The sequence below is a fragment of the Flintibacter sp. HCN-6482 genome, assembly GCF_037892565.1.
Classification (GTDB): Bacteria; Bacillota; Clostridia; order Oscillospirales; family Oscillospiraceae; genus Lawsonibacter; species Lawsonibacter aceti.
This window is the reverse complement of the sequence record NZ_JBBKBK010000005.1, coordinates 89,742-104,396: the sequence shown is the minus strand read 5'-3', so window position 1 is coordinate 104,396 and position 14,655 is coordinate 89,742. Positions and strand designations below refer to the sequence as shown.

Here is a 14,655-nt window from a genome sequence, read left to right as displayed (position 1 = left end):
CTCACTCCCTCCTACCACTATATCTGGACCGCCCTTCTACCTGTCCATCTGTCAAGAACAAATATACACCAGATTTCCGCCTTGCGGAAATTCCTTGTTTGTGGTAACCTTATTTCATCCATGGCCGAGCAAATACGCACCACTAACGGCCAAGAGGCCACACACCTCTTATCATATAGGGAAGTGATCCAAATGCCCATCAAGATCCCCGACTCTCTGCCCGCCCGAGCCACGCTGGAGGGGGAAAATATCTTTGTCATGACGGAATATCGGGCCATCCATCAGGATATGCGTCCGCTGAATCTCCTTATCCTGAATCTAATGCCGACCAAAATCGTCACTGAAACGCAGCTGCTTCGCAAGCTGTCCAATACACCTCTGCAAATTCAGGTGGAGCTCCTTCAAATGGCTAGCCACGTTTCCCAAAATACGGATGCCAGCCATCTCGCTTCCTTTTATACTACCTTTGACCAAATCAAGGATAAACGGTATGACGGTATGATCATCACCGGCGCGCCGGTAGAAAATCTGGATTTCGCGGATGTGGACTATTGGCCGGAGCTGTGCGACATTATGGAGTGGACCAAGACTCATGTCCATTCCACTCTCCATGTGTGCTGGGGGGCTCAAGCCGGCCTCTACTACCACTACGGCATTCCCAAATACTCTCTGCCCAAAAAACTGTTCGGTGTCTTCCCACATACTATTATAAAAAAACAATCCCCCCTGTTCCGGGGATTTGATGATATCTTCTATGTCCCCCATTCCCGGCATACGGAAAACCATCTGGATGATATCCTGGCCCGCCCGGAACTAGAACTGCTGGCCGTATCGGATGAGGCCGGAGTTTTTGCTGTCAAAAGCGAGAACAACCGCCGCTTCTTTATCACCGGCCACCCGGAATATGATCCGGACACGTTGGCCAACGAGTACTTTCGGGATATCAACAAAGGGCTTGATATTGATGTTCCCAAGCATTATTTTCCCGGCGATGACCCCCGACAGTCACCCGTTGTCCGCTGGCGTTCCGCCGCACAGCTCTTTTACACCAACTGGCTCAATTACTACGTATATCAGACTACTCCCTATGACCTGTATCAAGGCCAACTGCAATGATAATAAAGCTGGTCCCCGAATGGAAGTTTCGGGGACCAGCTTTTTGTTATCTCAAATCTCAGGTCTACTGCTCCAGCACCTCTGTCTGCTCCAAGTAGCTGCCCACAATCTCCTTCAGAAGTGCAAAACAGTCTACCGCAAATTTGGGGTAGTACACCATATCCTGATACACCAAATCAAAGCGCAGGGATCGTTCCAAGCCCCGTACTGGTAGGATGCAGAGAAATCTTTCCTCTGGGCAGCTTCGGTTCCCCTTTATAATGGTAGGCAGAAATATTTGAGGACAGAAGGACGCCACATATCCAGTGCGACACGCCTCCTCTAATACGTTGTAATCACTGACTGACAACAGATTGTCTATCGTCACCCCATTTGTGACCAGGTGCTGGTCAATCAACTGGAAGGCTGTACTTTTTCCATAATTCATAGCAAAGGGCAGGCCTTGAAAGTGTTTCAAGTCAATGCCGCTCCTTAGGCCGGCTATTGCCTCTTTCTCCAGTCCGAGGTATTTTTTGAGATAGGAGACGGAGGCAATCAAATAGATGCTCTCCCGAGCCAGAGGGACCGACTTCATTCCAGGACGCAGAGCTGTATTGACACCCAAAAATCCATCCAGCTCACCGTTCTCCAGCATCCTTTCCATTGCGGAGGTCTCTCCCGGGACCAGCTCGAGCCGCACCTTCGGATATCGAGCATGATACTGCACAAAGAACAGAGGAATGATCAGGCGGGCTCTTGCATAGTTTGTACCTAATCTCAGGGTGCCAGCAGCCCCCTCCTCCAGTTCGGCCAATTCCGCTTCCAACCCGGACTCCAAATTTTTTACCCGCTGCAGCGTGCGCTGTACCGCTTCCCCCGCCGGAGTAAGGGACACCCGTGGACGCCGGTAGAAGAGCGGGGTTCCATAGCACCCCTCCAGCCGCCGGATATGGTCACTGAGCCCCTGTTGGCTGAGGAAAGCACGGGCCGCTGCCCGACGGAAATTGAGCTCCTCCGCCAAGATCAGAAAGAGTTTCTCACTATTTGTCATCTGTCTCCCCCCTTTCATGGTAACATACACGGCATTTAATAACAAGTATTTACTTGTTGATTTACAGAGTACAACTGTTTTACATAGAATCAGTTTTTCTCTATACTATATTGTATCAGAGCGGACACATACCACAGCAACCACTATATTATCATTTCAATTAGGGGAGGCAAGACCTAGATGGCAGAAAACTGGAAGGGGGTCCATGACCCTGATAATATCCAGGAGGGCTATTTCACCGGCCTGATGAATTCCTGCGGATACCGCATCAAGGATTTACGCAAACCTATCATCGGCATCGCAAATTCTTACACGGATGTCAATCCCGGTCACCGAAGCTTTGGCGAACTGGTCAAGTTCGTAAAGGAAGGTATCTGGTCCGCTGGCGGCGTACCGGGGGAGTTTAATGTCCCCGCCCCCTGCGACGGCATGGCCCAGGGCACAGGGATGCATTATATCCTGCCCCAGCGTGATTTGATCGCGGCCAGCATTGAATCCATGGCCAACGCCCACGGCTTTGACGGCCTTGTCTTCCTATGCAGCTGTGACAAGATCGTCCCCGGTATGCTTATGGCTGCCGCCGCGCTCAATAAACCCTGCCTTTTTCTCACTGCCGGCAGCATGGTGCCCTATGAGGCGGAGGAGGGCACCTATGTGACCCCTGATTTGAAGGAGTCTATCGGCGCCCGGAATATCGACAAGATCAGTGAGGAAACCTACACTCGTTATCGTGAAAACATCTGCTTTTCCTGCGGTACCTGCAGTATGTACGGGACCGCCAATACCATGGGCGTTTTTGCCGAAGTCATCGGCCTGTGCCCCATCGACAGCACCACCATGCTGTTCTGCTCCGCGGCTAAAAACCGTCAGGCCCGGGATGTGGGTGAACGCATCGTTCAGCTTGTGAAGGAGAACGTCAGGTTCAGCGATATCGTCACGGAAAGCAGCCTGATAAACGGCCTCCGTCATGTAGCGGCTACCGGCGGATCTACCAACGCCCAGCTCCACATATGCGCGCTGGCCCGTGTGATGGGTATTAAGCTCGATATGGGAGATTTCGACCAGATCCAGCAGCATGTCCCCTGTATTGCCAAGTTCAAACCCTCCTCCCAATATAATATCTATGACTATTACAAGGCCGGAGGCGTGGGAGCCACCCTCAAGGCGATCCAGCAGTATTTGGACCTGGATGCACGTTTGGCTATGGGCGGTACTCTGGGCGAATTTTTGTCCGCCTTCAAACGGAAAGTAAACGCCGAGATCATTCACTCTGTCGAGGACCCCCTGTATCCTGACGGCAGCTTTGCCGTGCTATACGGCAATTTGGCCCCCAACGGCTGCATCGTGAAAAAGAGCGGCGTGGTCCCTGAGATGTTCCACCACCGGGGGCCGGCTGTGTGCTTCGACTCTGAGGACGACCTGCGCAAGTTTATGGCAGATAGGGCCGTCAAGCCCGGCAGCGTCCTGGTCATCCGCTATGAAGGGCCCAAGGGAGGCCCAGGCATGAGGGAAATGTCCATCCCCGCCGCTATGCTGGTGGGCATGGGGCTGCACACCAGCTGTGCCATGGTCACCGACGGACGCTATTCCGGCGCGACACGGGGGCCCTGTATTGGCCATGTCTCCCCCGAAGCCTGGGATGGCGGTCCCATCGCCGCGGTCCAAGACGGGGATATGATCGAGATCGATATTGACAACCACACCATCCATCTGGAAGTAAGCGAGGAGGAGATTGTCTCCCGTCTAGCTAAGATTCGCCGTCCCGACCGCCCTGTTAAGGGCGCGTTGGCCGCCTACCGTTCCGCCGTGGAGGGGGTTGACAAAGGTTGCGTCTGGTTATACGGAGACGAGCAATAATTTCCCTACATTCTATTTTGTTATATTCTTTGATATATATTTTACTAGAACAGGGGTCCATAGGTTGAAACCTATGGACCCCTGTTTTTTCTTTTGATTTTCCTTAAACATACAGCTCAGACCGAGACCAGTATGCCTCATGCTTCTCCAACATCTCTGTGGTCCTGTAGCGCTCCCATCCTTCCCTACTGCCGGGCCAAGGTGTTTAGATTCTGGTCCGCTCTTTTTCGCCTGTCCAGTTTTATCCCATTTCAACTATTGAAAACTGCCCATAATTATTATAGTATAAACAGGGACATTTCCACCCCGGAGCGCAGTGTTTCCCTTTCAACGGGGAAGCGGCATCTCCGTTCCCCCTGCGTAACAGTTACCGGCGGCGGGTCACCCACACCATTTGGATGAGAACGTTCCCCAACCGGCCGGCATGAAGGAGGCTTTACTTATGTCTGTCACCTTTCAGGATATTCAAAACTCCGTGGAAATCCGCACTTATATTACCCAGGCGGACGCTTCCCTGATCGCTCTCGGCTTTACCGAACATTCCTTTGCCCATGTGGGCCGGTGTGCCGACGTAGCCGCCAGGATTCTGAACGAGCTGGGCTATCCCGCCCGAGAGGTGGAGCTGGCTCGGATCGCCGCCTTTATGCATGACATCGGTAATGTGGTCAACCGCCATGACCACGCCATCAGTGGAGCCACCATGGCCTTCCGCATTCTGGATAAAATGGGGATGGAACCGGCGGAGGTGGCCACTGTCATCACCGCCATCGGCCACCACGACGACTCCACCGCTTTTCCCGTAAACGCGGTGGCTGCCGCCCTGATCCTGGCGGACAAGACCGATGTGCGCCGCAGCCGGGTGCGCAACAACGATGTCATTAACTTCGACATCCATGACCGGGTCAACTACGCTGTGGAGCGGTCCGAGGTGCTACTGGACACCGTATCCGGAACCGTTACCCTCTCCCTGACCATTAACACCCAGGTCTGTGCTGTCATGGACTACTTTGAGATCTTCCTTCAGCGTATGGTGCTGTGCCGTAAAGCGGCGGAGTTCTTTCACCTTCAGTTCCATCTGGAAATCAATGGGCAGATTTTGCTGTAATTCGTTTTTCCCTGCGGCCGCTTATGAGGCGGCCGCTTTTTCTTTTTCCCCATCCATTCTGTTGCCCACTGTAACCACACTGTAACTTGATTTTCTATTACTTCAAGTGTAGTATGTTTTTAAGGACTACATTTGACGTAATAAGGAGCTATCTGACATGAAACGACTTCCTGACACCGAACTGGAGGTAATGAAGGCCCTGTGGACCTCTGGGCCAGGCACTCCGCGCGCCCAGCTGGACCAAATCCTGGCCCCTTTCGGCTGGTCTCCCAACACCATCAACACCTACCTCACCCGGCTAGTGGCGAAAGGGTTTGTGTCCGTTCGAAGGGAGGGCAGGGGCAACCTGTACACCCCTCTCATCCTTCGGGATGACTACCAGGCCTTTGACAGCCGGGCAGTGGTGTCTCGACTGTACGGTTCTCCCCGAAACTTTGTGGCCGCTCTGGCGCGGGAAGGCTTGGACCGCCGGGATCTGGATGAGCTTCAAGCCCTGCTGAACGAGTTGAGCGGAGGGCGGGATCATGGATGACTTTCTTCTCACTTTAGGGGCGCTGACCCTAGGCGGATCAGCGGCTATTCTCCTGCTGTCCCTAGCATCCCGCTCCACCCGCTCCCTCTATGGGGCCCGGTGGCGGTGCTGGGCCTGGCTGCTCCTTTGTCTGCGGCTGGCGGTTCCCTTCCCCCTGCTGCCCCAAGGGCAGCGTGAAGCCGCCCCTATCCAGCTCCCCACTTTTTCTGATTCCATTATCTACCAATCGCGCCCTGGCGGCGGAGAACAATCTCCCCCTGAAGGTCAGAGCGGGGAGGCGCCCGGCAAGGCCGGCAGTCAGGGGAGCACGGTTTCTTCTTCCTACTCCGGCGGTCAGCCGGACCCATCCTGGGATGAGCCTTTCTCCCTGTCCCTCTCCCAACTGGCTGGGGCATTGTGGCTGGTAGGAGTAACTGTCGTTGTGCTATGGGCCGGGCTGGCCCACCTGCGCTTCCTGCGCTACCTCCGGCGCTGGTCCTCTCCTGTCGTGGACAGCGACACTGTGCGTATTTTCAACCAGTTAGGGGACAGCTTGGGCCTGGGCCGTCGCCCTCGGCTGCTGGCGTGTCAGGGGCTGAAGGTGCCCATGCTGGCCGGTTTGCTGAGGCCCGTTCTCCTGCTGCCCCAGGATAAGCTGTCGGGAGATGCTCTGCACTACTCCCTCCTCCATGAGCTGACCCACTTCCGCCGCCGGGACATCTGGCTGAAGGCCCTGGCCCTGTGGGTCAATGCCCTTCACTGGTTCAATCCCTTGGCCTGGTATATGGTCCGTCTGGTAGAGCGGGACACGGAGCTGGCCTGTGACGAGGCGGCGCTTAACACACTCTCGCCGGAGGAACACGCCGCCTACGGGCAAACCATCCTGTCCGCTGTGTCCCGTCTGAGAAAGGAAGCGCCATGAACAGAACGTCCCTCCCCATTTCCCCTTTTACCACCGCCCTGTCCGGCTCGGCCAGGGAAATGGAGCTTCGCATCCGCAGCATCTTCCAGTGGAAGCGCAGACGCCCGCCTCTGCCTCTGCTGATCCTCCTGCTGGCCGCCGCCCTCCTGTGCGGCAACCTGGTGTCCTGCCGGACGGAGGAGCCTGACCTGGCCCAGCTTCTTCTGGAGGCGCACGAAAATTATCCCTATGATGGTGGCCGTATGTCCTCTAAGCTCCTCCTGTCCCAGGAAGGGGAGGGCTGCACCCTGGCCCTGGCTCTCGTAGACGGCGGCTCTCACCCCGCAGGGCTGGGCAATCTGATGCTGGGCCTGTGGGACGGGAGGGAGCAAGACTGGCGGGGCCCTGTCCGACAGGTGGCTGGGGATGACGGCCTGTTCTCCTCCTGGACCGATGCGGAGGGCATCCTCAACATTTTGTGCACCAACACCTCCACCTGGACCGGCATTGAGGGAGCCAGCACCGTGGCCCACTACCGCTTTGACGGCTCCAGTTTGGAGGAGGCGGCCCAGTGGGACTACTACAGTGACGACGGTCTCTCCGACCAGAAGGCCGTTCCCGTGGAGGGCGGCCTGGAGCTGTACTCCCTCAACCCGGAGTGGGGCTATCCCGACAGCATCCAGTCTGGCAGTCCCATGCCGGAGCAGTGGGTCTATTCCCATTTTGAGTCCATTGGCAAAGCAGGCATCTCCGCCCATACCGCCGCCTACTCCGTTCCCCTCACAAGCCAGCGGGATCTGACTCTGGAACTTCGTTCCGACAGAGCCAAGAGGGACGTTTTTTTCTCCCCTCTCAAGGAGATTCTGGTCTACGAGGACGGAAAGCTGCTTCAATCCATTGACGTCCCCGCTCTGATGGCCAGCGACCAACCCATTCAGGCCTACCGGTGGGACACACATTCCGTTGATATCTACCCCGCCTTCAGTCTGGCGGAGGAATCTCAGTATCTCTATGAGGGTCTGTTTTTCCGGGAGGAGTCCGCTTTTGGCGGCCAGGAATTTGGAGATTTCAACTTCGACGGCTACACCGACTTTGCCATTCCGGCGGTGGAGGCCTCTCCCCATAATGTGACCTACGCCTATTTTCTTTTTGACCCCGCGGCGGAGGAGTACATTTTCTCTTTCCTCATGTTCAGCCCGCCGGAGCTGTTGAAGGAGGAGGAGCTGCTGGTGGAGCATGAGCATGACAGCCAAACCGTCCAGCGCCGCTATTATTCCTTTGACCGGGAGGGACGGCTTGTGTTGGTGCGGCAGGAAACCGAGCTTTACGGACAGCCCTCTGACTCCCTCTCCCCTGAGCCTTATCCCGGCCCCGCCGAGGCAGCAGAGGCATTCCGGCAAGTGATGGCCGGAGACGTTCCTTTCCGCTCTGCATCAGACGGCAGGGAGTATTACCTCTCTCAAATCAACGAGCTGATTTGGAATGACCCTGCGGTGAACGCCTATGCGGAGCAATTTGCCGTGGCCGATCTGGACGATGATGGGACGCCGGAGGTCATCATTCTCACCAACCAGCACATCCACTCCGAGCCCATTCTGGTCCTGCGCTGGCAGGATGGGCAGATCTACGGCTACAATGAGGTGGGCCGGGGGATGCAGGGGCTGAAGGCGGACGGTACCTCCGGCTGGTCTGACGGCGCCTTTCACAACGGCACCCACCGGGACCAATACACCTCCAGCGGCGATGGCCCCGACCGGCGGGAGCAGCTCTATCTCAGTGAATTAATTGTGGCAGACGGTTCAGGGGAATTCTATCTCAGCGGCCAAGAGGTCACCCAGGCAGAGTATGAAGCCGCCGAAGCGGCCCAGGACGCCAAGCCTGACGCGGTCTGGTACAACCTTCTCCCGGAAACCATCGCCGACCTGTTTGGACAATAGGAGGAAGGGCCGCCCTGTGCCTTCGCCCCCCTAATTCCTAACTCCCATCCCAACTCTCCATTCTCAACCGGAGGTGTCCCATGAACAAAATCCCCTCCTCCCCCTTCGCCACCCGCCTGTCCGGGTCGGCCAGGGAGATCGAGCTGCGAATCCGCAGCATCTTCCAGTGGAAAAAACAGCGTCCGCCCCTGTGGGCCATGATCCTCACCGGCCTTGTCATCCTCTCCTGCGGCGGGCTGGTGTCCTGCCAGGCCCAGGAGGAAAGGCCCGCCCCCGGCGGCCTCTCCGGAGATCCGGACCCCGCCCCCGTCAGCAGACCCGCGGATCCCTCCCTCCCTTACGATCTGGAGACAGTCTCTTTGGACGGTCTGACTCTGGATGATAGCGGGACGGAAGACGACCGGGTCACCGTCACCTCCTGCCGGGTGGACGCTTCTGACCGGGAGGGGCTGACCACAGTGGAGGTCACTCTGGGCGGCGGGCAGACCGCTGTCTGGGAGCACCCCTTCCCCTGCTTCCCCAACATTGTCCCCCTGCACCTCACCTCACCTGACGTGCAATCCCTGGTCATCGAAATGGCAGACCGCACCTCTAATTATGGGGCCGCCCGCTACTTCATTCTGGAAATGGAGGACGGCGCTCTGGCGGAGCGGGGCCATATCGGACTGTGGGATGACCCGGAGTGTGACCTTTTGCCCGATGAGGCCGTCCTTTACGGTGCGAAGTGGGCAGAGCGGGAGGACAGCCCGCTCCAGGCCCTGCGGGTCCCCGTACTGATCGACAAGTGGCATGACCCCTGTTATATCACGCTGACCTGGGAAGATGGTCAGTTTGTATCAAAGGCCGACGACTTCTTCACCGACCGGGAAACACTTCCCCTGCCGGACGGCGGGGAAGTGACCATAGAGTTGGAGGGCCGCTGGGAAAACAGTGACACAGCCCGGCAGACGCTTTATTACAGTGAGATCCGGGTTTTGGAGGGGACCCGCCTGCTCCAAACCATCACGCCCCCGCACGCACTGCCCCAGCCCCGTGCCTTCGACTCCGATACCGCCGCCCAGGTCACCCCTCCGGCGGCCAACGCCCCGGCGCTGGGCTTCAGTGCAGAGCGCCAGCTTCACGCCCTGGATCTCCGGGATGTGAATTTTGACGGCTTCACAGACCTGGGCCTTCCCTGGGACACCACCCACAACGATGTCCACCTCTGGTACCTGTGGGATCCGGCGGCCGGACAGTTCCGGTATTCCTTCGCCCTCCAAGGGGATCTGACTATCGATGCGGAGCGGCATCTGCTGATCGAAACCCGCTGGGAGGAGGGCCCCCACACCTATTCCTTCAATGCCCGGGGCCAGATCTGCTGGCAGGGGCCGTATGAGATGTGACTGCCGCCCCTTTTTGCTCCAGGACAAAAGGAGGTATATTCAGATGAAAAAAATTCCCCGCTCCCCCTTCGCCACCCGGCTGTCCGGGTCGGCCAGGGAGATCGAGCTGCGAATCCGCAGCATCTTCCAGTGGAAAAAACAGCGCCCGCCCCTGGCCCTTTTCCTTCTCATGCTGGTCATCGGCCTGCTGTGCGGCAATCTGGTGTCCTGCCAGAGCAGTCCGGCAGGCGTTCCGGAGGATCCCCCCGCCCAGAGCGGCGAGGCGTGGAGCACCCGGTCCGTTCTGGACGCCCTGTCCCAGTGCTTCGACGCCGCAGAGTCGTTCCCCGACGGCATGGAGCGAGAGCTGCTGGATACCGTCGGCACCGGCGAGGATGTCACTCTGGCCGCGGCCCATTTTTACGACCGCTATCCCCGCTACTCCCTGGTCATCGGCATGGTGGACCGGGCGGGGCAGGTGGTCGGAACGCCCTTTGAGGTCCGGGGCTCCGGTGGTCGGCCCTATGTGGCCGCCTTTGTAAAGGACGGGGTGGAGTACCTGCTCTACACTGGAAGCAGTGCGCACCAGGCATACAGCAGCGGCCAGGCCGGGGTCATCCGTCTGGACGGAGGCGACTTCTCCTGGGTGTGGCCGGTGGAGGGGGACATCCGGGATGAAAGCTCCCAAGCTTACCGGGACTACAACGCCTATTGGGAGGAAAAAAAGCCCCTGATGGCCCCTGGCGGCGTAGATATTTTTACGGAAAACCAAGACTACGGCTCCTATGAGGGCTCCCCCGTCCAGTGGGTCCCCCACCACAATGAAACCTTCTGGTATACTGCCGAACAGGACCTGCCCATTGGCGTCTACTATCAGAGCCGGGGATGGTTGGAGGAATTTACCCGGCATGAACGGAACCCCTGGAACGCCTTGAACACCTCTGCCCTGTGGCAGATCGTATCCCTAGCCCCGGCGGACGGGGTGTACCGGGACAGAAACTATGACGGGGAGGCGGTCTATGAGCTGAAGGCCCGGGCGGACAGCGGAGAGGACCTGTGGTTTGCGGCCTCCCTCCTCTTTGACCACAGCGGGGAGCGTCCCATCCAGGTCCAGGGCTGGCGCATGGGTACAAAGGCGGAGATAGACAGTGCCGGCGGAGGGGCCGATCCGCAGCAGCCGGACGAGGCCCTCTACACCCTGCTCCGGGACTGGTATAACGGCCAATACCCCAACGGCCGGTGGTATTTTGTTTCCGACCAGCCCAGCGCCCCCCGGGAGGGGGACGTCCGACTTGGCCCTGTCACTTATGTCGGGGAGGTCCCCACAGACAGCGGGGCAGCAGCGGTCTACGAGATCGTCATATCCCGTTATACGCTCCACCGTGCAGACGAGAATGACCCCGGCTCCTGGGACTTCTTCTCCGCCGACACCCAGTTCATCGTCCTCCGGCTGGATGGGGAGGGCATACCCACCCAGGTGCTGGGCGTCGCCCCCACGCAGCCCAGCCGCGATATCCAGGCCATCGTCTATGAGGCCCTCTATGGCCTACTCAGCGGTGATGTGACCTTCCTCCGGGACGGCTGGAACACCCCCATCGGCCCGGGGATGGATCTGTCCTTCTCCTGCCTGGACATTGGGAGCATGGAGACGGAGCAGTTGGAGGACTACGAACCCATCTACCACGATGGGGACTACTGGTACCGGGTCTCCGCCAACTACCCCACGGGCACCTTTACCGCCCTGTGCTATCACAGCGCGGCAGACGACGCCGACTCCATCCACACCCTGGAGGCCTCCATGTCCGACCTGTACACCCCCCGGGGCATCCGGGTAGGGGCCAGCCGGGCGGAGGTGCTGGCCGCCTATCCGGAGGCCCTCACCGGCGATTACTGGGGCCAGTATCCGGAGGAGCCGGACCTGCTGGCCTATCTGCCCTGGAGCGGCCACGACCCGGAGCAGGTTTCCGACCTGTCCCAGCTGGAGTTTTCCCAGGGGCTGGGCCCGGCGATCCTGTTTTTCTTTGACGGGGACACCGTGGAGCGCATCGTCCTTACCAATATGTTCAACTGACCGCAGGGCAACAAACGGCAGCTTTCCGGCAAGATATGCAGGTCAAAACTGAAAAAGCTGCATTTTTTCAGGGCTTTGCCCAATTACACGGAAAAAATATTGTTTAAAATATTCCCCCCCTTTCCTCTTGCGTTTGCACAAAAAAACAGGTATACTGAGGTCCATAAGAGCGGGGCCGGGTTTCCCCGGCCGACCCCCGCCAGCGGATCTGGCACCATTTCACTTATTTTAATTAGGAGGAACACAGTATGAAAGTCGCATTGTTCGGCGCCGGCACTATGGGCCGGGGCATCGCCCAGGTCTTTGCCGCCAAGGGCCACACCGTCCTGATGTACGCCAGCAGCCCCGCCTCCGCCCAGCGCCACAAGGATACCTTGGGCAAGTCCCTGGCCAAGCGGGTCGAAAAGGGCAAGATGGCTCAGGAGGCTATGGATGCCCTGATGGCCAACGTTCTGATCCCCCAGACCCATGAGGAGGCCGCCGATGCCGATCTGGTCATTGAGTGCGTCAAGGAGGAGATGGCCACCAAGAAGGAGCTTCTGAACGAGCTGGACGGCTTCTGCAAGCCCGAAACTGTCTTTGCCTCCAACACCTCCTCTCTGTCCATCACCGAGATGGGCAACGGCCTGAAGCACCCCGTCATCGGAATGCACTTCTTCAACCCCGTGCCCTCCATGAAGCTGGTGGAGATCATCCGCGGAGCCAACACCACCCAGGAGACCTTTGATTTCATTTACAAGCTGTCCCAGGACATCGGCAAGGACCCCGTCGAGGTGGCCGAGGCCCCCGGCTTTGTGGTCAACAAGATCCTGATCCCCATGATCAACGAGGCCATCGGCCTGGTTGAGACCGGCGTCGCCTCTGTGGCCGACATCGACAAGGCCATGCAGCTGGGCGCCAATCATCCGATGGGCCCCCTGGCTCTGGGCGACTTCATCGGTCTGGACGTGTGTCTGGCCATTATGGACACCCTGTTTGCCGAAACCGGCGACCCCAAGTACCGCCCCGCCCTTCTGCTGAAGAAGATGGTCCGCGGCGGCCTGCTGGGCAAGAAGTCCGGCAAGGGCTTCTACGATTACAGCAAGTAAATCGCCCCATCCAGCTGCCCCCTCCCAAGCCGGAGGGGGCAGTTTTATATGTCAAAAAAAGAGCGGCACTTCGGGCCTTCTTTTCCGGAGGCACCTTCTCCGCCCCCCAATCCAGCCGGACCACGGGCCGGCCCCCCGGCGCCCTGAAAGGGCAGCGAAATCGCAGCCGGTCAACATACGCCAATCTTTTAGGCAACTTCCGCATATTTTCCCGTTTCCGACAAATCCGATATGGAAAAACTGTTAAATTTGCCAGATATGTCCCCCTTGCTTTACCCCTGAAAAACAGCTATAATCTGGGTTGTAAGTGGATTTTAGCCGTGTTTGATATGGTTCGCAACGCCAGGATTCTTTCCTGTGTTGCGCTTTTTTCCGGTTTTTATTGTTAAATTTCTAACAATATTCGTCAAACGCGGCGTCCCGACCATGTATCGTCTGCCCCCGGGGCCGGCTCTCTCCGGTCAAGAAAGGCGCGCCTCCCGGGCGTTTAAGGATGATTGCAAAGTAATTTAAACTAGGAGGACTAAAAAATGGATTTTCATCTGTCGAAAGAACAAGAGATGGTCCGCAAGATGTACCGCGAGTTCGCCGAGAACGAGGTCAAGCCCTTGGCTGAGGAAATCGACGAGGAAGAGCGCTTCCCTATGGAAACCGTAGAGAAGATGGGCAAGCTGGGCATGCTGGGCATCTACTTCCCCAAGGAGTACGGCGGAGCCGGCGGCGATGTGCTGTCCTACGCCATGTGCGTTGAGGAGCTGGCCAAGGTGTGCGGCACCACTGCCGTCATCGTGTCCGCCCATACCTCTCTGTGTTGCGCCCCCATCTTTGAGCACGGCACTGAGGAGCAGAAGATGAAGTACCTGCCTGACCTGCTCTCCGGCAAGAAGATCGGCGCCTTCGGTCTGACCGAGCCCAACGCCGGTACCGACGCCTCCGGCCAGCAGACCACCGCCGTAAAGAATGAGAACGGCGACTATGTGCTCAACGGCTCCAAGTGCTTCATCACCAACGGCACCGTAGCCGAAACTCTGGTGGTCTTCGCTATGACCGACAAGACTCTGGGCAACCACGGCATCTCCGCCTTCATCGTGGAGAAGAACTTCCCCGGCTTCTCTGTGGGCAAGCACGAGAAGAAGATGGGTATCCGCGGCTCCTCCACCTGCGACCTGATCTTTGAGGACTGCGTCGTGCCCAAGGAGAACCTGCTGGGCAAGGAGGGCCAGGGCTTCAAGATCGCCATGCAGACCCTGGACGGCGGCCGTATCGGCATCGCCGCGCAGGCTCTGGGCCTGGGCGAGGGCGCTGTGAACGAGGCTGTCAAGTACACCCAGGAGCGCGTGCAGTTCAAGAAGCGTCTGTCCCAGTTCCAGAACACCCAGTTCCAGCTGGCCGATATGCACACCCGGATGCAGGCCGCTCAGTACCTGGTGTACGCCGCCGCCGTGAAGAAGCAGAACCACGAGCCCTACGGCATGGATTCCGCTATGGCCAAGCTGTTCGCCGCTGAGGCCGCTTCCGACGTGACCCGCCGCGCCGTCCAGCTGTTCGGCGGCTACGGCTACACCCGTGAGTACCCCGTGGAGCGCATGATGCGCGACGCCAAGATCACCGAGATCTACGAGGGTACTTCCGAGGTCCAGCGCATGGTCATCTCCCGTGCTCTGGGTGTGAAATAAGT

At 58.2% G+C, this 14,655-nt stretch carries 11 protein-coding genes; 10 read left to right on the top strand and 1 reads right to left on the bottom strand.

The window, feature by feature from the left end; genetic code table 11:
- Positions 1–192: 192 nt before the first annotated feature.
- Entirely contained in the window at positions 193–1,116 is a 924-nt protein-coding gene (gene metA / locus WKS99_RS13080; protein ID WP_240288555.1) for a homoserine O-acetyltransferase MetA, read from the top strand.
- A gap of 64 nt (positions 1,117–1,180) precedes the next feature.
- On the opposite strand, the gene WKS99_RS13075 is transcribed toward metA, so the two are convergent.
- Positions 1,181–2,146 (bottom strand): LysR family transcriptional regulator, encoded by a 966-nt coding sequence (locus tag WKS99_RS13075; RefSeq protein ID WP_340406436.1) that lies wholly within the window; start codon positions 2,144–2,146, stop codon positions 1,181–1,183.
- 180 nt (positions 2,147–2,326) lie between these two features.
- On the opposite strand from WKS99_RS13075, the gene ilvD reads away from it, so the two are divergent.
- The 9 genes from ilvD to WKS99_RS13030 all read left to right on the top strand — a co-directional run bounded on the left by ilvD (position 2,327) and on the right by WKS99_RS13030 (position 14,653).
- On the top strand, positions 2,327–4,003 hold the full coding sequence (gene ilvD, locus WKS99_RS13070; protein ID WP_147573377.1) for a dihydroxy-acid dehydratase: 1,677 nt from the start codon (positions 2,327–2,329) through the stop codon (positions 4,001–4,003).
- Between the two features lie 442 nt (positions 4,004–4,445).
- The gene (locus tag WKS99_RS13065) at positions 4,446–5,108 is read left to right on the top strand and encodes an HD domain-containing protein (protein ID WP_147573376.1); all 663 of its coding nucleotides are present in this window, start codon (positions 4,446–4,448) and stop codon (positions 5,106–5,108) included.
- A 157-nt stretch (positions 5,109–5,265) separates the two neighbouring features.
- Positions 5,266–5,640, top strand: a complete 375-nt coding sequence (locus WKS99_RS13060) for a BlaI/MecI/CopY family transcriptional regulator (protein WP_147573375.1) — start codon at positions 5,266–5,268, stop codon at positions 5,638–5,640.
- Positions 5,633–6,541, top strand: a complete 909-nt coding sequence (locus tag WKS99_RS13055) for a M56 family metallopeptidase (protein WP_186853119.1) — start codon at positions 5,633–5,635, stop codon at positions 6,539–6,541. Before WKS99_RS13060 ends, WKS99_RS13055 begins: the two co-directional genes overlap by 8 nt.
- Complete coding sequence (locus tag WKS99_RS13050; RefSeq protein WP_340406433.1) at positions 6,538–8,457, top strand: XAC2610-related protein; 1,920 nt, start codon at positions 6,538–6,540, stop codon at positions 8,455–8,457. Before WKS99_RS13055 ends, WKS99_RS13050 begins: the two co-directional genes overlap by 4 nt.
- Before the next feature lie 80 nt (positions 8,458–8,537).
- The gene (locus WKS99_RS13045; RefSeq protein ID WP_340406431.1) at positions 8,538–9,839 is read left to right on the top strand and encodes an XAC2610-related protein; all 1,302 of its coding nucleotides are present in this window, start codon (positions 8,538–8,540) and stop codon (positions 9,837–9,839) included.
- 43 nt (positions 9,840–9,882) lie between these two features.
- A complete protein-coding gene (locus tag WKS99_RS13040) occupies positions 9,883–11,889 on the top strand; it encodes a hypothetical protein (protein WP_340406429.1) in 2,007 nt (668 codons plus the stop codon).
- A 248-nt stretch (positions 11,890–12,137) separates the two neighbouring features.
- The gene (locus WKS99_RS13035; protein ID WP_147573370.1) at positions 12,138–12,977 is read left to right on the top strand and encodes a 3-hydroxyacyl-CoA dehydrogenase family protein; all 840 of its coding nucleotides are present in this window, start codon (positions 12,138–12,140) and stop codon (positions 12,975–12,977) included.
- A 530-nt stretch (positions 12,978–13,507) separates the two neighbouring features.
- Complete coding sequence (locus WKS99_RS13030; protein WP_147573369.1) at positions 13,508–14,653, top strand: acyl-CoA dehydrogenase; 1,146 nt, start codon at positions 13,508–13,510, stop codon at positions 14,651–14,653.
- The last annotated feature ends 2 nt before the right edge of the window (positions 14,654–14,655 follow it).